15 protein-coding genes are annotated in these 20,461 nt (G+C 71.0%); 6 read left to right on the top strand and 9 right to left on the bottom strand.

Annotation, left to right across the window (positions count from 1 at the left end; all coding sequences use genetic code 11):
* Nucleotides 1–76: 76 nt before the first annotated feature.
* From ACFXMF_RS33165 to pdhA, 3 genes are read right to left on the bottom strand one after another with little or no spacing between them, the layout of a single operon-like run.
* Complete coding sequence (locus ACFXMF_RS33165; RefSeq protein ID WP_379990766.1) at nt 77–1,474, bottom strand: dihydrolipoamide acetyltransferase family protein; 1,398 nt, start codon at nt 1,472–1,474, stop codon at nt 77–79.
* A 32-nt stretch (nt 1,475–1,506) separates the two neighbouring features.
* On the bottom strand, nt 1,507–2,472 hold the full coding sequence (locus ACFXMF_RS33160; RefSeq protein WP_379990767.1) for an alpha-ketoacid dehydrogenase subunit beta: 966 nt from the start codon (nt 2,470–2,472) through the stop codon (nt 1,507–1,509).
* 35 nt (nt 2,473–2,507) lie between these two features.
* Nucleotides 2,508–3,635 carry a pyruvate dehydrogenase (acetyl-transferring) E1 component subunit alpha gene (gene pdhA / locus ACFXMF_RS33155; RefSeq protein ID WP_360315702.1) on the bottom strand — a complete coding sequence of 376 codons (1,128 nt, stop codon included), beginning with the start codon at nt 3,633–3,635 and terminating at the stop codon, nt 2,508–2,510.
* Nucleotides 3,636–4,008: 373 nt separating this feature from the next.
* On the opposite strand from pdhA, the gene ACFXMF_RS33150 reads away from it, so the two are divergent.
* Nucleotides 4,009–4,665 carry a response regulator transcription factor gene (locus tag ACFXMF_RS33150; protein ID WP_360315704.1) on the top strand — a complete coding sequence of 219 codons (657 nt, stop codon included), beginning with the start codon at nt 4,009–4,011 and terminating at the stop codon, nt 4,663–4,665.
* A 37-nt stretch (nt 4,666–4,702) separates the two neighbouring features.
* On the opposite strand, the gene ACFXMF_RS33145 is transcribed toward ACFXMF_RS33150, so the two are convergent.
* From ACFXMF_RS33145 to hisC, 6 genes are all read right to left on the bottom strand, one after another.
* Nucleotides 4,703–5,761 carry a medium chain dehydrogenase/reductase family protein gene (locus tag ACFXMF_RS33145; RefSeq protein ID WP_379990764.1) on the bottom strand — a complete coding sequence of 353 codons (1,059 nt, stop codon included), beginning with the start codon at nt 5,759–5,761 and terminating at the stop codon, nt 4,703–4,705.
* 119 nt (nt 5,762–5,880) lie between these two features.
* Nucleotides 5,881–7,632, bottom strand: a complete 1,752-nt coding sequence (locus tag ACFXMF_RS33140) for a GAF domain-containing protein (RefSeq protein ID WP_360315708.1) — start codon at nt 7,630–7,632, stop codon at nt 5,881–5,883.
* Between the two features lie 156 nt (nt 7,633–7,788).
* Nucleotides 7,789–11,331 carry a thiol reductant ABC exporter subunit CydD gene (cydD, locus tag ACFXMF_RS33135; RefSeq protein WP_380020924.1) on the bottom strand — a complete coding sequence of 1,181 codons (3,543 nt, stop codon included), beginning with the start codon at nt 11,329–11,331 and terminating at the stop codon, nt 7,789–7,791.
* 65 nt (nt 11,332–11,396) lie between these two features.
* Entirely contained in the window at nt 11,397–12,434 is a 1,038-nt protein-coding gene (cydB, locus tag ACFXMF_RS33130) for a cytochrome d ubiquinol oxidase subunit II (RefSeq protein ID WP_379992127.1), read from the bottom strand.
* 12 nt (nt 12,435–12,446) lie between these two features.
* The gene (locus ACFXMF_RS33125; protein ID WP_360315714.1) at nt 12,447–13,880 is read right to left on the bottom strand and encodes a cytochrome ubiquinol oxidase subunit I; all 1,434 of its coding nucleotides are present in this window, start codon (nt 13,878–13,880) and stop codon (nt 12,447–12,449) included.
* Nucleotides 13,881–14,216: 336 nt separating this feature from the next.
* On the bottom strand, nt 14,217–15,281 hold the full coding sequence (gene hisC / locus ACFXMF_RS33120) for a histidinol-phosphate transaminase (RefSeq protein ID WP_379992128.1): 1,065 nt from the start codon (nt 15,279–15,281) through the stop codon (nt 14,217–14,219).
* A 246-nt stretch (nt 15,282–15,527) separates the two neighbouring features.
* Here hisC and ACFXMF_RS33115 point away from each other — a divergent pair, with 246 nt between their 5' ends.
* The 5 genes from ACFXMF_RS33115 (at nt 15,528) to ACFXMF_RS33095 (ending at nt 20,413) form a co-directional block, all read left to right on the top strand.
* Nucleotides 15,528–16,547 (top strand): LacI family DNA-binding transcriptional regulator, encoded by a 1,020-nt coding sequence (locus ACFXMF_RS33115; protein WP_360315718.1) that lies wholly within the window; start codon nt 15,528–15,530, stop codon nt 16,545–16,547.
* 231 nt (nt 16,548–16,778) lie between these two features.
* Nucleotides 16,779–17,708: a metallophosphoesterase family protein gene (locus tag ACFXMF_RS33110; RefSeq protein ID WP_360315720.1), complete on the top strand. Its 930-nt coding sequence runs from the start codon at nt 16,779–16,781 to the stop codon at nt 17,706–17,708.
* A 166-nt stretch (nt 17,709–17,874) separates the two neighbouring features.
* Entirely contained in the window at nt 17,875–18,498 is a 624-nt protein-coding gene (locus ACFXMF_RS33105) for a hypothetical protein (RefSeq protein ID WP_360315722.1), read from the top strand.
* A gap of 80 nt (nt 18,499–18,578) precedes the next feature.
* A complete protein-coding gene (locus ACFXMF_RS33100; RefSeq protein WP_360315824.1) occupies nt 18,579–18,788 on the top strand; it encodes a hypothetical protein in 210 nt (69 codons plus the stop codon).
* Nucleotides 18,789–19,027: 239 nt separating this feature from the next.
* Nucleotides 19,028–20,413 (top strand): SPFH domain-containing protein, encoded by a 1,386-nt coding sequence (locus tag ACFXMF_RS33095; protein WP_360315827.1) that lies wholly within the window; start codon nt 19,028–19,030, stop codon nt 20,411–20,413.
* The last annotated feature ends 48 nt before the right edge of the window (nt 20,414–20,461 follow it).

The following is a 20,461-nucleotide window of genomic DNA, read 5'->3' as shown; positions in this document are numbered from 1 at the left end:
ATACATACGGCCGGGCCCCGAAAAAGGGCTCGGCCGTATGTATGTGGGCGGTCCGCCCGCCGCGGCGGACCCGAGGTCAGCCGCGGACGAACAGCAACTTCGGCCGCTCCAACATCTGGGCCACGTCGGCCAGCACGCGCGAGCCCAACTCGCCGTCCACCATGCGGTGGTCGAAGGACAACGAGAGGGTGGTCACCTGCCGGGGCCTGATCTTGCCCCGATGCACCCAGGGCTGCTCCCGGATCGCGCCCACCGCCAGGATCGCGGCCTCGCCCGGGTTGAGGATCGGCGTGCCGCCGTCCACCCCGAACACGCCCACGTTGGTGATGGTCACCGTGCCGCCGGCCATGTCGGCGGGCGAGGTGCGCCCGTCCCGGGCGGTGGCCACCAACTCGGTGAGCGCACCGGCCAGCGCGATCAGGCTCTTGCTGCCCGCGTCCTTGATGTTGGGCACGAGCAACCCACGCGGCGTCGCCGCGGCGATGCCCAGGTTGATGCGATCACGGACGACGATATCCTGGTTCGGCTCGTCCCAGGACGCGTTGATCTCCGGGTGTCGGGCGATCGCCACGAGCAGCGCCCGGGCGACCAGGAGCAGCGGACTCACCTTGACGTCCGCGAAATCGGGCAACTCGCGCAATTTGCGCACGAGTTTGACCGTACGGGTCACGTCCACCGTCACCCACTCGGTGACGTGCGGCGCGGAGAACGCGCTCGCCACCATGGCCTGCGCGGTCGCCTTGCGCACCCCCTTGACCGGGATGCGCCGCTCGCCCGCGATGGTCTCGCCGGGTCCGGTCGCCGTGAAGGCGGCCGGGGTGGCGGCCGGCGCGGGGCGCGCGGCGGCGTGTACGTCCTCGCGCGTGACCGTTCCACCGGGGCCCGAGGGGCGCACGGACGCGAGGTCCACCCCCAGGTCCCGGGCCAGCTTGCGGACCGGCGGCTTGGCCAACGCGATCGAGCCGCCGGCGGGCGAGCCCGACGTGGGCGGCCCCGCGTGACCCGAGCCGTTGGCCGCGTGCACCGCCGGCGCGGGGGCGTCCGTCCTGCGGGCCCGCCGCCGGCCGGTCGTGGTGCGCACGCCGTAGCCGACCAGGACCGCCGTGCGGGTGTCCTTCTTCTCCGCCGCGGCGGCCGTTTCGGCCGGCGCCGGCTCGGGCGCCGCGGGTCGGGGCGCCGGTTCGGGCACCAAATCCGCCGCGAGGGCCTGGTCCCGGGCGCCGGTCGATTCGGCCGCGGCGGACACCTGCGTACCGGCCGGCGCCACCGCGATGATCGGCGCGCCGACCGCGACCGTGTCGCCCTCGGCGGCCAGGAGCTCGGTCACCACCCCGTCGAACGGACACGGCAACTCGACCAGGGCCTTCGCGGTCTCCACCTCGACCATGACCTGGCCGTCGCTGACCTCGTCGCCGACCTTGACGTGCCAGACGACGATGTCGGCCTCTTCGAGGCCCTCGCCGACGTCGGGCATCAGGAACTTCTTCACCTCGGACACGGGATTCCTCACCAGGCCAGGGAGCGGTCGACGGCATCGAGCACACGGTCCAGGTCGGGGAGGTAGTCCTCCTCGACCCGGGACGGCGGATACGGCGTGTGATAGCCGCCGACCCGCAACACCGGCGCCTGCAGGTGATAGAAGCAGCGCTCGGTGATCGTCGCCGCGACCTCCGCGCCGATGCCCAGGAACGACGGGGCCTCGTGCACGACGACGAGCCGGCCGGTGCGCTTGACCGACGCCTCGACCGCGTCGAAGTCCAGCGGGGACAACGAGCGCAGGTCGATCACCTCCAACTCGCGCCCGTCCTCGGCCGCCGCCGCGGCGGCCTCCAGGCAGGTCGCCACCATCGGCCCGTAGGCGACCACCGTGCAGGCGTCGCCCGGCCGCACCACCCGGGAGCCGTACAGCGGGGCCGGCGTCGCGGCGGTGTCCACCTCGGCCTTGGTCCAGTAGCGCCGCTTGGGCTCCAGGAAGATCACCGGGTCGTCGGCGGCGATCGCCTGCTGGATCATCCAGTAGGCGTCCACCGGGTTCGAGCACGACACCACCCGCAGGCCCGCGGTGTGCGCGAAGTACGCCTCGGGCGACTCGCTGTGGTGCTCGACCGCGCCGATCCCACCACCGAACGGAATTCGGATCACGATCGGCAGCCGCACGTAGCCGAGCGAACGGGCGTGCATCTTGGCGAGCTGGGTGACGATCTGGTCGTACGCGGGGAAGACGAAACCGTCGAACTGGATCTCCACGACCGGCCGGTAGCCCGCGAGGGCCAGACCGATCGCGGTGCCGACGATGCCGGACTCGGCCAGCGGGGTGTCCACCACCCGGTCCTCGCCGAAGTCCTTCTGCAAACCGTCGGTGACCCGGAAGACACCGCCGAGCTTGCCGATGTCCTCACCCATGATCAACACCTTGGGGTCGCTCTCCAGGGACTTGCGCAGCCCCGTGTTGAGCGCCTGCACCATCGACATCTGACGGGTCGTGCCCGTCGACTGTGCGGGAGCCATCAGTGCCCGTCCTCCCCGGCGTCGACGAAGGACGCGTGATAAGCCTCGAACTCGGCCCGTTCCCGATCCACCAGCGTGTGCGCATCGGCGTACACGTGCGCGAACATCGACACCGGATCCGGATCCGGCATCGTGCGCACACCGTTGCGTACGCGCTTGCCCAGTTCCTCGCTCTCGGCCTCCAGGGCCGCGAAGAACTCGGGCGTCCCGATGCTCTGCTTGTGCAGGTAGGACTTGAGCCGCTCGATCGGGTCCTTGAGCCGCCATTCCTCCAGTTCGGCATTCAGCCGATAGCGGGTCGGGTCGTCCGAAGTGGTGTGCGCGCCCATTCGGTAGGTGAACGCCTCGATCAGCATCGGGCCCTCGCCGCGCCGGGCCCGGGCCAAAGCCGCCCTGGTCACCGCGAGACACGCGAGCACGTCGTTTCCGTCCACCCGAACTCCGGGAAAGCCGAATCCGGCGGCCCGCCGATACAGCGGCACCTTCATCTGGCGTTCGGTGGGTTCGGAGATGGCCCACTGATTGTTCTGGCAGAAGAACACCACGGGGGCGTTGAACACCGCGGCGAAGGTGAATGCCTCGTTGACATCGCCCTGGCTGGAGGCTCCGTCACCGAAATACGTGACGACCGCGGCATCACTGCCGTCGCGTTGCACGCCCATCGCGTATCCGACGCCGTGCAGGGTCTGCGCCCCGATGACGATCGTGTAGAGCTGGAAATTGTTCTCGCGCGGATCCCAACCACCGTGGTTGACGCCGCGGAACATCCCGAGGAGATTCAACGGATCCACGCCGCGACACCAGGCGACGCCGTGTTCACGGTACGTGGGAAACACATAGTCGTTCGGACTCAGTGCCCGTCCGGACCCGATCTGCGCGGCCTCCTGGCCGAGCAACGAGGCCCACAGGCCCAACTCGCCCTGCCGTTGCAACGCGGTGGCCTCGGCGTCGAAGCGCCGGACCAGAACCAGGTCGCGGTACAGACTCAGGTATTCGTCATCGGACAGGTCGATCGAGTAATCGGGATGCTCGACCCGCTCGCCCTCGGGGGTGAGCAACTGGATGAGTTCCGGACCGGCTCCGGAATCGGGCGGAAACAATGTTCCGTCCGTACTGTCCACTGCCACGTTCTCTCCTCCGTCTGTCCGGTCCGCGGGGTCGCCGTGGACCGGGTCCGGATCGCCGGGCCCGGTTCCGCGCGGGGTGTGCGCGGCTACCTTGATGTGCAGACACGGCGATTGGTGGCTGTACTTCCTAGGATTTCCTAGGAATTCCCGGGTGAATCCGGGAGGCACCTGCGCACAGGCATGCGGTTCGGAAACCGCACACCGCAACGTTACCCACCAGTCCCGTCGGCACGTAGTGGCGACCGGCCCGAACGTGGCGGCACTGTTTGTTGCTCCCGGACAAACGGGCGCGGGTCGGACCCGTCCCGACTCGCCCGGACTCTCGCGTGGGCATCAACCGGCAGTCGGAAGGTGTGCGTGCGAACCTGTACAAGTGAGCGATCAGGGAAGTATTCGGGTATTTCTCCTCGACGACCACGAAGTGGTCCGCCGCGGCGTCCACGAGTTGTTGTCCCTGGAGGACGACATCGACGTGGTCGGCGAGGCCGGCACCGCGGCGGAGGCGCTGGTCCGCATCCCGGCGACCCGGCCGCAGGTCGCGGTGCTCGACGTGCGGTTGCCGGACGGCAGCGGGGTCGAGGTGTGTCGCGAGATCCGGGCCCGACTGCCCGACGTGCGCTGCCTGATGCTCACCTCGTTCTCCGACGACGAGGCGCTGTTCGACGCGATCATGGCGGGCGCCTCGGGCTACGTGCTCAAGGACATCCGCGGCTCCGACCTGGTCGGCGCGGTCCGCGACGTGGCGGCCGGCAAGTCCCTGCTCGACCCGGCGGCCACCGCCCGCGTCCTGGAACGCCTGCGCGGCGGCCCGCGCGGCGACGCCCGCCTGGAGGCCCTGAGCGACCAGGAACACCGCATCCTCGACCTGATCGGCGAGGGCATGACCAACCGTCAGATCGGCGCCGAAATGCACCTGGCCGAGAAGACCGTCAAGAACTACGTCTCCAGCCTCCTCGCCAAACTCGGCATGGAACGCCGCACCCAGGCCGCGGCCTACGTGGCCCGCCAGAAGGCCGAGAAGAGACGCTGAACGAGGAAGGGACGATCGCTCGGTCGGGTGAGCCCGATCAGGGGGTGTCCGAGGTCAGGACGACCTTGCCGGTGACGGTGCCCGACTCGGCCAGGGCCAGGGCTTCGGCCGCTCGGCCGAGCGGGATGCGGGCCGCCACCTGGGCGGTGATGGCGCCGGTGTCGAGCAGGGCGAAGACCTCGGTCAGGTCGGCGCGCAGGCGGTTTCGGAAGTTCGCCGGGCGGCGCTTGCCCGCCCAGATGTTGTAGAAGTGCGTGCGCCGGCCGTTGGGCAGCAGGTGCCACCACAGGAGGCGGCCCAACAGCTTGAACACGGGCAGTCGGGACGAGCCGGGCTCGTTCTTGGTGGCCGCCGTCCCGTAGGAGACCAGCGTGCCGCCGCGGGCGAGCAGCCCGAACGAGTCGGCGATCCCGGCACCGCCGATGTGGTCGAAGACGGCGTCGACGCCGTTCGGCGCGAGGGCGCGCACCGACGCCGGCAGGTCGGCGTCCCGGTAGTCCAGCGGGATCGCGCCCAGGGCGCGCACCGCGTCGTGGTGGCGCGGCGCGGCGGTGCCGATGACCCGGACACCGGCGTGGGTGGCCAACTGCACCAGCGTCGAGCCCACTCCGCCGTTGGCGCCGTGCACCAGCACGGTCTGCCCCCGACGAACCCGGGCGATGCGATGCAACATCTGCCACGCGGTGATCCCGTTGACGACGACCGTCTCCGCCTCGGCCGGGTCGATGCCCTCGGGCACCTCGACCAGGGCGGCGACCGGAAGCGCCACCAGGCTGGCCCACCCGCCGACCTTGGTCAGCGCCGCGAACCGGCGGCCGACCAACGCGGCATCGCCGTCGGGCCCGACCCGCACCACCGTGCCGACGAGGTCGTAGCCGGGGACGAAGGGGAAAGCCGGCTGGTCGTAGTACTTGCCGCGGCGCATCTGCTGCTCGGCGAAGGAGATCCCCGACGCCTCGACCGCCACCAGCACCTCTCCGGCCGCCGGCTCCGGCGCCGGACGCACCCGGACCTCCAGGCCGGCGGGCTCGACGATGCCCGGCAACACGATTTCGGTGGCCGAGGCGGTGGCGGTCTCGGGTGCGCTGGCATTCATCACGGCTCCATGTGATTACTATTAGTGTTTGTTATGACCTCTAACTTAAGTGCGTACCAGTAGCGTGTCAAGGGATTGCCCACGCACTTGCGAGCCCGCTCCGGCCGGCGACCGGAGCCTCAGAGCGGCACCGACCAGGTCACCGTCGTCCCGTGTCCCTGCGGCCCCGGCCCGAACCACGCCCGGCCGCCCAACTCGGCCGCGCGACCGGCCAGGTTGGCCAGGCCGCTGCGCCGACCGCCCGGCGGGATGCCCACGCCGTCGTCGGTGACCGTCAGGTCGACCGTGCCGTCGGCCACCACCAGGCTCACCTCGACCCTGGAGGCGTGCGCGTGGCGGGAGGCGTTGGAGAGCACCTCGCGCAGTGCGGCCAGGAGTTGCTCGGCGACCTCGTCCGAGACGCTCGAATCCACCGGTCCCGCGAAGGTGACCGTCGGCTCGAAGCCGAGCGGGCCGGCCGCCGCGCTCGCCTCGCGCAGCACCCGACCCCGGACCCCGGTCGGGCCCTCACGCGGCGGGTTCTGCAACGCGAAGATGGTGCTGCGCACCTCGCGGATCGTCGCGTCGAGTTCGTCCACGGCCTGGTTGATCTTGACGGTCACGGCCGGCACCCTCGCCAATCGGGCCGCGCCCTGGAGCATCATCCCGGTCGCGAACAGCCGCTGGATGACCAGATCGTGCAGGTCCCGGGCGATCCGGTCGCGATCCTCGAACACCGCCAGTCGTTCCCGGTCGCGCTGGGCGCTCGCCAGCATCAGCGCGATCGCCGCCTGGCCGCCGAACGCCTGGGCCATCGAGCGCTCGGTCCGGTTGAACGGGACCGCCCCGATCCGCTTGTCCAACTCGAGTGCGCCCAGGATGCGATCGCTGGCGATCAGCGGTACGAACAGGCCCGGTCCGAAGCAACGGGACTGGTCCAGCAGCACGTTCGGATCGGTGCTCATGTCCGCGATGAAGATGCTGCGACCGGTGTTGATCGCCTCCGCGATCGGGCTGCCCTCGGCGACCACCGTGCCACCCAGGCCCGCGAGGTCCTCGCCGGAGGTGACCTCGACCAGGTAGGAACCGTCCGGCTGGGGCAGGTACATCGCGGCGAAATCCGCCTCGGCCAGGCTGCGCGCCCGTTCCGCCACCACGGCCAGCGCCTCGTCCGGGTCCTGGGCGGTCAGCAGGGCCGTGGTGACGTCCGCCGAGCCCACGATCCATTTCTCCCGGCGGGCCGCGCTCTCGAACAGGCGCGCGTTCTCGATGGCCACCCCGGCCGCCGCCGCGAGCGCCCGGACCACCTGCTGGTCCTCGACGCCGAAGTCCGGCCGGCCGCGCTTCTCGGTCAGGTACAGATTGCCGAACACCTCGTCGCGCACCCGGATCGGCACACCCAGGAACGAGTGCATCGCGGGGTGGTTCGGCGGGAAGCCGTAGGACGCCGGATGCCGGGTCAGGTCGTCCAGCCGCAACGGTGCGGGGTGGTCGATCAACAGGCCCAGGATCCCCCGTCCGTGTGGGAGTTCGCCGATCCGCTCGCGGTCCTCGGCGGCGATGCCGACGGTGATGAAGTCGGACAGGTTGTGTTCGCTGCCGATCACCCCGAGCGCGGCGTAGCGAGCGTCCACCAGGTCGGCCGCGGCCTCGACGATGCGGCGCAGCGTGGTGTGCAGATCCAGGTCGGCGCCGACCGCGATCACCGCTTCGAGCAGACCCTGGAGACGGTCCCCGGCCGCCGCCGCCGAGCCGAGCCGCTCGACCACCTCGGCCACCAGGTCGGCCAGGCCGAGCGAGGCGCGGGCGGACGCTTCGGGCGTGCGGCCGAAACGATCCGTCCCGTCGGGCTCGTCGGCACCGTCGGCGCCGTTGCCCGTCGCGTTCACCATGGGTGCAGCCTACGTCGGCAAATACTGATGAAAGCGGCAAATCACCCCGGACACGCGTACGGATCCCCGCCCACGGATCACGGGTGCCGGTCCGCACACGCAGATGCACGCGCACCCGGACGCGCACTCGCACGCGCGCCGGCACCCGCCCCCGCCTCACACCCGCGCCGCGACCTCCGCCACCGCGTCCTCGCGGTCCAGCAGCGCCCGGAACGGGCCGGGCGTGCTGCTCAACCGTTCCCACGTCCCGCGCTGCGACACCCGTCCCTCGGCCAGCACGAGGATCTCGTCCACCGCGTGCAGCCCGGTGAGTCGATGGGTGACCAGCAGCGTGGTCCGGCCCCGGGTCGCATCCAGCAGGTCGGCCGTCAGCGCGTCGGCCGTGGGCAGATCGAGGTGTTCGGCGGGCTCGTCCAGCAGCAGGATCTCGAAGTCGGCGAGCAGCGCGCGGGCCAGCGCGAGCCGCTGCCGCTGGCCGCCGGACAATCGGGCGCCGTGCTCGCCGACCATCGTGTCCAGCCCCTGCGGCAACGTGTCCACCCAGTCCAGCAGCCGGGCCCGGGCCAGCGCCGCGCGCATCGCGTCCTCGTCGCAGTCCGGGCGGGCCAGCCGCAGGTTCTCCCGCAGCGAGCTGTCGAAGACGTGCGCGTCCTGCGCGCACAGCCCGATCACCCGCCGTACGTCGTCCCCGGCGAGGTCGGTGATCGGTACGCCGGCCAGGGTCACCCGGCCCGTCGCCGGGTCCAGGAAGCGCAACAGCACGTTGGCCAGCGTGGTCTTGCCCGACCCGCTCGCGCCGACCACCGCGAGCCGCTTGCCCGGGGTGAGTTCGAGGTCGACGCCGGCCAGCGCGGGCGGGCCGTCCGGGGTCCAGCGCGCGTGCAGGTCGCGCACCGACAACGGGCGCGGCCCGGCGGGCAGCGCGCGCGGCGCGGTCGGCTCGTGCACCGGCACGGGTGCGTCGATCACCTCGAACACCCGTGCCGCCGCCCGCCGCGAGCCCTCCAGATGCCGGCCGGCGGCGGGCAACACCACGGTGGCCTCGAACGCGGCGAGCGGGGTGAGCACCACCAGCGCGAGCAGCACCCCGTTCAACCGGTCGGCGTGCACCGCCGCGACGCCCACCACGGCGGACGCCCACACGGTCGCACCGGACACCAGCGCGGCCAGCCCCGCCCCGACGCCCGCGCCCCGGGCCTGCCCCGCCTCGGTCGCGCGCAGTCGCGCGTCCACCGTGTCCACCTCGGCCAGCCGGGCGGGCGCACGGCCCGCCGCGATCAGTTCGGGTGTGCCGCGCAGCAGGTCGACCACGGCGCCGGCGAGTTCGCCGCGGACCGCGGCGACCCGGCGTTCCGCCCGCCGGGCGACCCGGCCGGCCAACCACGGCACCAGCACGCCGGCGGCCAGCAGGCCGAGCAGCAACACCGCGCCGGCCTCGGGCAGTACCAGGGCGACGGTCAGCACCGCGCCCACGCCGACCACGGCCGCCACACAGGCGGGCAGCAGCGCGCGCAGGAAGAAGTCCTGTACCGCGTCCACGTCGGCGACCAGTCGGGAGAGCAGGTCGCCGCGGCGGAAGGCGGGCAGTCCCGCCGGCGCCAGTTGTTCCAGGCGTTCGTACACCCGCACCCGCAGCCGGGCCAGGATGCGAAACGCCGCGTCGTGCCCGATCAACCGCTCGGCGTAGCGGAACACCGCGCGGGAGACGCCGAAGGCCCGCACGCCGGTGACCGCGACCATCAGGGTCAGGACCGGCGGATGCTCCGACGCGCGCGAGATCAGCCAGGCCGACGTGGCCATCAGACCGACCGAGCTGCCCAGCGCGAGTGCTCCGCACAACACCGCGAGCGCGAGGCGCCCGCGCAACGGCCGGGCCAGCGCGAGCAGACGGCGGCCGGACCCGGCGCCGGCGGCGACCGGCGGGTCCGCGAGCAGGGCATCGAAGGGCTGCTCGACGGCCGGGACGTCGTCCGCCGTCCGGGCGGCCTCGACCTCGGCCGCGGGCACCCCCGAGGGCGCGCCCGCCGGGTGCGCGCCCTGGGGCGCCGCCTGCGCCGGGGCCCCCGCGCCCACGGCCACCACCCGGTCGGCCAACGGCAGCAGCGCCGGCCGATGGGCGACCAGCACGACCGTCCGGCCGACCGCCAGTCGGCGGACCGCCTCGACGATGCCCGCCTCGCCGTCGCCGTCCAGGTTCGAGGTCGGCTCGTCCAGCAGCAGGATCGGCCGGTCGGCCAGGAACGCGCGGGCCAGCGCGAGGCGTTGCCGCTGGCCGGCGGACAGGCCCGCGCCGTCCTCGCCGAGCGGCGCGTCGAGGCCCCCTGCGGCCGCCACGAAGTCCGCCGCGCCGGCCGCGACCAGCGCGGCGTGTACCTCGGCGTCGTCGGCCTCCGGGCGGGCCAGCCGCACGTTGGCGCCGATCGTGCCGGCGAACAGGTAGGGCCGCTGCGGAACCCACGCGATCCGGGCCCGCCACGCGTCCTGGTCCAACTCGGCCAGGTCCACGCCGCCCACGGTGACCCGACCCGCCGTCGGCCGGGTGAAGCCGAGCAGCACCGCGAGCACGGTGGACTTGCCGCACCCGCTCGGCCCGGTCAGCGCGATCGTCTCGCCCGGTCGTACGGTCAGCTCCAGCCCGGCGGGCGCCGCGTCGGCCCGCCCCTCGTGCCGCACGCCCAGACCGGTCAGCACCAGCTCGGCCGAACGCGGGTCGGGCACCGGCGCGGATCCGGCCGGTGCGTCGGGGGTGGTCTCCAGGACCGCGAACACCCGGTCCGCGGCGCTGACTCCCTCGACGCTGGCGTGGTACTCGGCGCCGACCTGACGCAGCGGCAGATACGCCTCGGGCGCCAGGATCAGCACCACCAGCGCGGTCTCCAGGCTCAGCTCGCCGTCGACCAGACGCAGCCCGACGCCGACCGCGACCAGCGCGACCGAGATGGTGGCGAGCAACTCCAGCGCGAACGAGGACAGGAACGCGATCCGCAACGTCTTGAGAGTGGCCCGGCGGTAGTCGTCGGTGATCGTGCGAATCGACGCCGCCTGGGCCTTGGCCCGGCCGAACACCTTGAGCGTGGGCAGCCCGGCGACCACGTCCAGGAAATGCCCGGCCAACCGGTTCAGGACCGTCCACTGCCGGTCCATGTACTTCTGGGTGGCCATCCCGATCAGCGCCATGAACAGCGGGATCAGCGGCAGCGTGACCACGATCGTCACGGCCGAGATCCAGTCGCCGAACACCACGCGCGCGAGCACCGCGACCGGCACGGTCACCGACAGCACCAGTTGCGGCAGGTAGCGGGCGAAGTAGCCGTCGAGCGCGTCCACCCCCCGGGTGGCCAGGGTGGTCAGCTCGCCGGAGCGCTCGTTGTTCAGCCAGGCCGGGCCGAGTTCGACCACGTGGGCGAGCAGTCGCGACCGCAATTGCGATTTCACCGCCGCCGAGGTGCGGTGCGCGATCACCTCGGTGAGCCAGGAGATCGCCGAGCGGGCCGCGATCACCCCCGCGAGCAGGCCCAGCTCCGGCCACAGGTCGCCGACGGCGGCGCCCTCCTCGAAGGCCGCCACGATCACCCGCGCGAGCAGGCCCGCCTGGACGAGCACGAGACCCGCGCCCGCCGTACCCAGCAGCACCGTCAGGGCCAGAAAGCCCCGGGTGGCACGGGCGTGCGTCAGCAGGCGCGGGTCTACAGGCTTCACGAGCCGCTCTTTCCTCGGTGCGTCTTCGGTGCGGTCCTACGTGGTGCCACGCGCTGTCGGTGCGCTTACTTGCCGACCAGGTCGGCCGCGGCGGCACCGAAGGCCGGCTTGGTCGGGATGCTCCTGGTACTGATCCGCTTGCGGAACACCCAGTACGTCCAGGCCTGGTAGCACAGCACCACCGGGGTCATGAAGCCGGCGACCCAGGTCATGATCTTGAGCGTGTACGGCGTCGAGGACGCGTTGTGGATGGTCAGGTTCCACGCCGAGTCCAGGCTGGAGGGCATCACGTTCGGGAACAGCGACAGGAACAGCATCGCCACCGCGGCGATCACTGTCACGCCGGACAGCGCGAACGCCCAGCCCTCGCGGCCGATCCGGTTCATCGCCAGCGCGGCCACCAGCGCGAGCACCGCGACGATCAGCGCGGCCAGGGTGCGGCCGTTGCCGTGCTGGACCTGGGTCCAGATCAGGAACGCGGCGGCGAGCGCGGCGGTGACCAGGCCGAGCCGGCCGGCCAGCGCGTTGGCCCGGACCCGGACGTCGCCGTCGGTCTTGAGCGCGACGAACACCGCACCGTGGAAGGTGAACAGCACCGTGGTGACCACGCCGCCGAGCAGCGCGTACGGGTTGAGCAGGTCGAACAGGTCGCCGACGTACTCCTTGTTCGCGTCGATCGGCACCCCGCGGACGATGTTCGCGAACGCCACGCCCCACAGGAACGCGGGCACCAGCGAGCCCCAGAAGATCGCCTGTTCCCAGCCGCGCTTCCAGCGGTCCTCGTCGCGCTTGGCCCGGTACTCGAACGCGACCCCGCGCAGGATCAGCGCGACCAGGATCAGCAGCAGCGGCAGGTAGAAGCCGCTGAACAAGGTGGCGTACCACTCGGGGAAGGCCGCGAAGGTGGCCCCGCCCGCGGTGATCAGCCACACCTCGTTGCCGTCCCAGACCGGGCCGATGGTGTTGATCAGCACCCGGCGCTCGGTCTCGTTGCGGGCCAGCACCTTGGTCAGGATGCCGACGCCGAAGTCGAAGCCTTCGAGGAAGAAGTAGCCGATCCACAGCACGGCGATCAGCAGGAACCAGAATTCGTTGAGTCCCATGTCACTCTCCCCTTAGTACGCGAAGGCGAGCGGACGATCGGCGTCCTCGCCGCCCGACGGATCGTCGGGGTCCTTGTCCACCGGCACCTTGATCGGCTCGGGGCCGGCCTTGACGTAGCGCCGGATCAGGCCCAGTTCGACCACCGCGAGCGCGCCGTAGAGCAGCGTGAACACGATCAGCGAGGTGAACACCTCGCCGGTGGACACACTCGGCGACACGCCGGCCTCGGTCTTGAGCACGCCGAACACCAGCCACGGCTGGCGGCCCATCTCGGTGAAGATCCAGCCGAACGAGTTGGCCGCGAACGGGAACGCGATGGTCCACAGGCCGATCCGGTACACCCACGGATTGCTCGGGAGATCGCGCTTGCGCCGGGTCAACCACAGGCCGACCAGGCCGATGCCCGCGGTGACCATGCCGACGCCGATCATCAGTCGGAACGACCAGTAGGTGACGAAGATGTTGGGCCGGTAGTCGCCGGGGCCGAACTTGACCACCGACTGTTCCTGGAGGTCGTTGATCCCGGGCAGCTCGGCGTTGAAGTCGTTCTTGGCCAGGAAGGACAGCGCGCCGGGGACCTCGATGGCGACCTTGTTGTGGCCCTTGTTGACATCGCCGTAGGAGAAGATCGAGAACGGCGCCGGCTTCGAGGTCTCCCACAGTGCCTCGGCCGAGGCCATCTTCATGGGCTGCTGTTCGTACATCAGCTTGCCCTGCATGTCACCGGTGAGCGCCAGGCCGATGCCCGCCAGCACCGAGACCCACAGACCCAGCCGCAGCGACGGGCGGAACACCGCAACCTCGTTGCGCTTGCGCAGGTGCCAGCAACTGATCCCGATCAGGAAGCCGCCGGCGACCAGGAACGCGGCCGGGAGGATGTGCAGGAAGGCGGCGATCGCGGTGTTGTTGGTGAGCACCGCGACGAAGTCGGTCAGCTCCGCGCGGCCGGTCTCCGGGTTTATCCGGTAGCCGACCGGGTGCTGCATCCACGAGTTCGCGGCCAGGATGAAGTAGGCCGACAGGATCGTGCCGATCGCGGCGGCCCAGATGGTGGCCAGGTGGATCTTCTTCGGCAGTCGCTCCCAACCGAAGATCCACAACCCGAGGAAGGTCGACTCCAGGAAGAACGCGACCAGGGCCTCGATGGCGAGCGGGGCACCGAAGATGTCGCCGACGAAGCGCGAGTAGTCGGACCAGTTCATCCCGAACTGGAACTCCTGCACGATGCCGGTGACCAGGCCGAGCGCGAAGTTGATCAGGAAGAGCTTGCCCCAGAACTTGGTGGCCCGGAGGTAGTGCTCCTTGCCGGTGCGCACCCACGCGGTCTGCAGGCACGCGACCAGGATGGACAAACCCATCGTGAGCGGGACGAAGAGGAAGTGGTAGACGGTCGTGATGCCGAACTGCCACCGGGCTACGTCGAGTGTTTCGACGGCGAGGTCCATGGGCCCCTCATTCCTCCTGATCGCCGGTCGTGTCTCGCACGCGAGCGCACGTTTGGTTCACGGTGCACACGGTGCGGGCGCGGATCCCGTCCGACACTCCGTCGAACAGACCCGGATGAACCGGGATGGATCTGCGATCGAACCGGGCAATACTTTGTGAATGGGTTCACAAAGTCGAGCTTGTGCATCCGTTCACAAACACTAGCGAGCCCTCTCGGGCACCCCTTGAGGGGGGTACCCGAGAGGGCTCGAAGTGGTCCGAACGGACCCAAACGACGACGATCGCCGGACCTGCCCGGCGCCGGGCGGTCGGACGGGCCGCCGGACCGCCGGGGCCTAGGCCGACATGAACCGCGCGGCCTGCTCCAGGAAGATCGTGTTCGCCTCGGTCTCGCCGATGGTGATCCGGCATCCCTCACCCGCGAACGGCCGGACGCTGACCCCGGCCGCCTCGCACAGCGCGGCGAACTCCTCGGTGCGCTCGCCCAGCCGCAACCAGACGAAGTTGGCCTGCGAGTCGAAGACCGTCCAGCCCTGGCCGATCAGCGTCTCCAGCACCCGCTCCCGCTCGGTGACCAACGCGTCGACCCGCTCCAGGAGTTCGGCCTCGGCGCCGATCGAGGCGATCGCGGCCACCTGGGCCAGCCGGTTCACCGAGAACGGCATCCCGGTCTTGCGCAGTTCGTCGGCCACCGCCTCGTGCGCGATGGCGAAGCCCACCCGCAGACCGGCCAGGCCGTACGCCTTCGAGAAGGTGCGCAGCACCACCACGTTGGGCCGCTCCCGGTAGATGTCCACGCCGTCCGGGACCTGCTCGTCCCGGATGAACTCGCGGTACGCCTCGTCCAGTACGACCAGCACGTTGCGCGGCACCCGGTCCAGGAAGCGCTCCAGCTCGGCGCGGTGGATCACCGTGCCGGTGGGGTTGTTCGGGTTGCACACGAAGATCAGCCGGGTCCGCTCGGTGACCGCGGCGGCCATCGCGTCCAGGTCGTGGCTCTCGTCGGCGAGCAGCGGGATCTGCACCGGCGTCGCGCCCGCCAGCAGCACCAGCAGCGGGTACGCCTCGAACGAGCGCCACGCGTAGATGACCTCGTCACCCTCGCCGGCCGTCGCGTTCACCAACTGCTGGGCCACGGTCACCGAGCCGGTGCCCGCCACGATGTGCGACGCGGGCACCCCGAACCGCTCGGCGATCGTCCTTGCCAACTCCGCGTTCGCCGGGTCCGGGTAGCGATTTATCTCACCGACCGCCTCGGCCACCACCTTGTGCACGCTGGGCAGCGGCGGGTACGGGTTCTCGTTGGACGCGAGCTTGTACGCGGGCAGACCCGCGGCGGCCACCGGCGGGCGGCCCGCCTTGTAGACCGGGACTCCGGCCAGGGCCGCGCGGAACCGCACCGTGCCGTTGTCGTCCGTACCTGGGGCGTTGTGCTGGGTCACGCCCGTCCTCCTCGCATACTGGTCGGGGTGCCTGGGCGCACGTCCCGGTCGTCTCACTCTATGGTCCGCCGGCCCGGTAGGGGATCGTCGGTACGGACGAGGAAGTCGCCGAAGGTTCAGGGGTAGGTATGGGGCGATACGTTTCTTCGTAAAGCAATGACATGAACCGGGCCAGGGCGGCGCATTCGGCCTACTGTCGGGACGATGACAGCGCCAGATGTACCGCGTGTGGGGCGGCGGATCCGGGTGGGCATCCGGGACGTCGCAGCGGCTGCCGGGGTGTCGATCACGACGGTCTCCGACGCGCTCAACGGCAAGGGCCGACTGCCCGACACGACTCGGCTGCACGTGCGCGAGGTGGCGGACCGGCTGGGCTATCGGCCCTCGGCCGCGGCCCGCACGTTGCGCACCGGTCGGTCGGGGCTGCTCGGGTTGACCACGACGATGCGTTCCACCGAGCCGTTCGCCCTGACCGAATTCGCCTGGTTCGCCGAGTTGGTCCGCTCGGCCACCGCGACCGCGCTGGATCTGGGCTACGCGCTGGTGGTGTTGCCCGCCTCCTCGCCGCACGACGTGTGGGGCAACGTGGCGCTCGACGGCACGATCGTGGTCGACCCGACGGACGACGATCCGCTCGTGCACGAATTGTTGCGCCGCGGCGTGCCGGTGGTCAGCGGCGGACATCCGGGCTCCACCCCGGTCTACGGCTGGGTGGACAACGACCACGTGGCGGCCGTGCGCTGTGTGCTCGACCACCTCGCCCAGGCCGGCGCGGGCCGGATCGGGCTGCTGGCCGCCTCGGACGGACCGGGCGCGAGCAAGGGCATCGCCGGCTATCGCGCGTGGTGTGCGGACCGGGGCGTGCCGCCGATCACCGAGGAGTACGAGGCACGCACCCCCGGCGCCGGTCGGGCCGCCGCGGCGCGCCTGCTCGACCGCACGCCGGACGCGGTGTTCGGTCTGCACGAGGGGTGTGCGGCCGAACTGCTCGCCGCCGCCCGGGCCCGCGAGTTGCGGGTGCCCGACGACCTGCTGTTGGCCTGTTGCGGCGAAGGGGCCGATCCGTCGGTGACCTCGCTGAGCCTGCAACCGGCGCTGGCCGGCGCGTGGGCGGTGGAACTGCTGGTGGGCGTGATCGAGGACGCCGGGGCGGGGCCGCTGCTGCCCGCCCAGCGCACCGTGCCCACCCGGTTGTCCGTGCGCGATTCCTCCACTCGACGCTGACCGGCGCGCGCCCGGGCCGGGCTCGGGGGCGCCGGGTGGGACCGTCGCGGCTGCACGCACAATTGAGCGTGGTCCGTTCCGCCGTGCCCGCACGAGAGATACGGTCCAGGAATCATCCGAATCGGACCGGGTGAGCCGCAGCCGAACCCGGCTGTTGTGCGTCTTGGTTCACGACGGGTGTCGGCATCGCCGCCGTACGGTGGTGCGGATCGTGAAGAAAGGAACCTTCTGGTGAGCAACGTCTCGGCTACACCGGCCCCGATGGGCGCCGCAGCGGAGCAGGACGCCCCGCTGTACGTGGTCGGCGACGTCCACGGTCATCTGGAGGAACTCAAGGCCGCCCTGCGGGCCCGGGATCTGATCGACGCGGACGCGCACTGGTGCGGCGGCCGGTCCCGGCTGTGGTTCCTGGGCGACTTCACCGATCGTGGTCCGGACGGCATCGGCGTGGTCGAACTGGCGATGGCGCTGGCCCGCGAGTCGGCCGAGGTCGGCGGCAGCACCCGGATGTTGCTCGGCAACCACGAGATCCTGCTGCTCGGCGTCTTCCGTTTCGGCGACCACCCGGTGCCGGTGGCCGGCGGGTCGACCACCTTCCGCGAGATCTGGCTGCGCAACGGCGGCATGCAGTCCGACCTGGACCGCTTCACCGAGGAACAGGCCGACTGGCTGGCCGCGCAGCCGGTCGCGGCCGTGGTCGACGGACACCTGCTGATCCACTCCGACAGCAACGCCTACCTCGAATACGGCGACACCATCGAGGAGGTGGACGGCGCGGTCGCGGACATACTGCGCGAGCCGGACCCGCTCGCGTGGTGGGACCTGTTCCGCAACCTGACCCGGCGCGGCGCCTTCATGGGCGAGGTCGGCCCGTACGCGGCGGCCGACCTGCTCAGCGAGTTGGGCGGCCGGCGGATCGTGCACGGTCACACCCCCATCCCGTACCAGACGGGCGAGGACCCCTCGACGATCGTCGAGCCGCGCGTGTACGCGGACGGACAGGTGATCAACCTGGACGGCGGCATCTATCTGGGCGGCCCGTGTCTGGTCGCGCGCCTGCCGCTGACCGGCGCCCCGTCGGGCCTGCTGCCCAGTGCGTTGGAGGAGACGCAGGGTCGTGAATACGACCTGGGCGACCTCGGCGAAGAGCCCCAGTCGTAGGGAACTCCCTGCCCAAAAGCCGGGGGCGCACCTTATCATCACTGGTATCCGCCTCGACACCGTCAGGTGCTTTTGCGGGTCGTTGATCCACCGACAGCTTGCACGGGTCCCCTGACGGGCCCGGCGGACGCGGGAAACGCCCGCGCGGCCTCATTCGGGGGATCCGATGCAACACTGGTTTGGAAGTGACGAGCACCGCCGTCAGTACGAGCAGTTCGTCGATGACGCGCTGCACCTGGAGGAGACCCTCTCCGGTCTTGCGGCGGTACCCAACCTGAACGTCGAGCAGTTGCGGACGGCCACGTTGGACGCGACCCCGTCGATCGCGGACGCGGCACGCGACGAGTACGACCGCTACGAACGTACAGAGCAACGTTTCGAGGCGGGAGTCCGGCAGGACTTCGGCGCATCGATGATCGAGGTCGGCGAGAGCTTCGGCTGGTTCGCGCTCGCCACCGCGATGGCGGTGATCGTGGCCGGCATCTCGGCGGTCGTCTTCCTGATCGTGGGCTACGTGTTGTTGCCGCTCACGGTGGACGACTCGTCCATGCAGCACACGATGCAACTCGCCTCGCTGGCGGCCGTGGGCATCTCGCTCGGGGCGGCGGCGATCGGGGGACTCGCGATGTTGGCGGTGGCCGCGCGCAATCGGGCCCGGCCGATCGGCGAGATCGAGATGCATCTGGCGCGCGAGGAATGGCGTCGGGCGATCCTGCACCGGGGCATCCTGCCGTTCATGCGCTCGCGTCTGCGCGAGGCATCCGACGAGGGCACCACCCTCCTCGGCTGACCGACGATCGGCGCCGGTCCTCCCGCCCACCGGGGGCGGGAGGACCGGATCACGCCGTCGGGATCCGGTTGGGCCACACAATGGGCGACATGGTCGGCAAACGCGGGAAGGTCACCGGGGGAATCGGTCCCGGGCTGGTGGGCGAGGTCATGATCGAGGTGCGCGGTGGGGTGGAGGCTTTCCTCGCGTACTCGGCATTGCCCGGCGAGGAACACGCGGTGGGGTCGTTGGTGGTGATCGTGGAATACCTGCCGCCGCGCACGGTGTACGTGGCGTCGGCCTTCGGCTGACGCTGCGCGGGGCGGGCCCGTACGGACGAACAGCCTTGTGGGAGCTCCCGGTTCGGTGTGTTTCACGCCGGTGGGGGCTCCCGCTTCGGTGGCCGGCACGCCGCTGGGGAGCTCCCTCTTGGCGGGTCCACCGATGGCGAGGACACTCCGGGAACAGGCCAAAGGGGGAATGTTCCGTGCTCTATACCGTGCTCGCCGTGCTCGGTCTGCTCGTGGTCCTGATCGTGGTCTTCAAACTCATGTGGCGCGTCGCCGAGCCCAACGAGGCGCTCGTCATCTCCGGCTCCCGGCACCACACCGAGGGCCTGGGCGAGGGCATGGGATTTCGTATCGTCACCGGGCGCGGCACCCTGGTGCTGCCGTTCGTGCAGGCGGTGCGCAAGCTCTCGCTCGACCTGAACGAAGCGGAACTCTCGGTCGAATGTGTCACCACCCAGGGCATCCCGCTGCGGGTGCAGAGCGTGGTGATCTTCAAGATCGGCGACGACTACGTCTCGATCGCCAACGCGGCCCGCCGCTTCCTGGACCAGCAGAAGCAGATGGAGTCCCGGGTCCGCAAGGTGCTGGCCGGTCATCTGCGTTCGATCGTCGGCGGGTTGACCGTCGAGGACATGATCCGTGACCGGGAGAAGCTCACCGCGCACGTGCGCGCGGCGTCCGGGTCGGACATGGAGAAGCTCGGGCTGATCGTGGACAGCCTGCAGATCCAGGAGATCGAGGATCCGACCGGCTACATCAAGAACATGGCCGCGCCGCACACCGCGGCGGTGATCCGGGACGCGCGGATCGCCGAGGCGCTGGCCACCCGCAAGGCCACCGAAGCCGAGCAGGACGCCAAGGCGCGGATGGCCCAGGCCACCCGGGACAGCGAGATCCAGCAGGCCGGCTACCAGGCCGAGCGGGACGAGGCCACCGCGCGCTCGCGCCAGGCGGGACCGCTGGCGGACGCCGCGGCCAAGCAGGAGGTGGTGGTCCAGGAGACCCGGGTCGCCGAGTTGGAGGCCATGCGGCGCGAGCAGCAGCTCCAGGCGGACGTGCGCAAGCCGGCCGACGCGAAGGCGTACGAGACCCGCACCCGGGCCCAGGCCGAACGCGACGCGCGGATCTCGGCGGCCGAGGCGAGTGCCCGGGAGACCGAACTGGCCGCGATCGCCGACGCGGAGGCGACCAAGGTGCGCGGGCTGGCCGCCGCCGAGGCCACACTGGCGACCGGCAAGGCACAGGCCGAGGCGGCCAAGGCCAAGGGCCTCGCCGAGGCGGCCGCGATCGCCGCCCGCGCGGCGGCCCTGGCGGAGAACCAGGAGGCGGTCGTCGCCCAGCAACTCGCCGAGAACTGGCCGGAGATCGTCCGGGCCGGCGCCGAGGCCTTCGGCAACGTGGACCACATGGTCCTGCTCAACGGCGGCGACGGCATGGGCGACCTGTTCGCCAAGGCCCTGACGATGGGCGGCACGGGCCTGGGCATCGCCCGCCAACTCCTCGCGGGCGGCAACGGCAACGGCAATGGCGCCAAGCCCGCAACGGACGCTGTGCCCAAGGAATCCGTCCGCATCGAGGTGGAGGTCGACCCGATCGACCCGACCCCGGAACCGGAGCTTCGGCTCACGAAGGACTCGGAGAGCTGACCGCGACGCATCTTCCGCAGCGGTGGCCGGACCCGTGGATGTGGGGTC

Source organism: Embleya sp. NPDC059213 (assembly GCF_042754445.1).
GTDB lineage: Bacteria > Actinomycetota > Actinomycetes > Streptomycetales > Streptomycetaceae > Embleya.
Note: the sequence above shows the minus strand (reverse complement) of the source record. Positions and strands in the feature narration are given on the sequence as shown.

Coding starts and splice junctions, on each gene's coding strand:
- ACFXMF_RS33165 (WP_379990766.1), bottom strand. CDS start 1,474: ATGCCCGACGTCGGCGAGGGCCTCGAAGAGGCCGACATCGTCGTCTGG.
- ACFXMF_RS33160 (WP_379990767.1), bottom strand. CDS start 2,472: ATGTCGATGGTGCAGGCGCTCAACACGGGGCTGCGCAAGTCCCTGGAG.
- ACFXMF_RS33145 (WP_379990764.1), bottom strand. CDS start 5,761: ATGAATGCCAGCGCACCCGAGACCGCCACCGCCTCGGCCACCGAAATC.
- ACFXMF_RS33140 (WP_360315708.1), bottom strand. CDS start 7,632: ATGGTGAACGCGACGGGCAACGGCGCCGACGGTGCCGACGAGCCCGAC.
- cydB (WP_379992127.1), bottom strand. CDS start 12,434: ATGGGACTCAACGAATTCTGGTTCCTGCTGATCGCCGTGCTGTGGATC.
- ACFXMF_RS33125 (WP_360315714.1), bottom strand. CDS start 13,880: ATGGACCTCGCCGTCGAAACACTCGACGTAGCCCGGTGGCAGTTCGGC.
- ACFXMF_RS33115 (WP_360315718.1), top strand. CDS start 15,528: ATGACAGCGCCAGATGTACCGCGTGTGGGGCGGCGGATCCGGGTGGGC.
- ACFXMF_RS33105 (WP_360315722.1), top strand. CDS start 17,875: ATGCAACACTGGTTTGGAAGTGACGAGCACCGCCGTCAGTACGAGCAG.
- ACFXMF_RS33100 (WP_360315824.1), top strand. CDS start 18,579: ATGGGCGACATGGTCGGCAAACGCGGGAAGGTCACCGGGGGAATCGGT.
- ACFXMF_RS33095 (WP_360315827.1), top strand. CDS start 19,028: ATGTGGCGCGTCGCCGAGCCCAACGAGGCGCTCGTCATCTCCGGCTCC.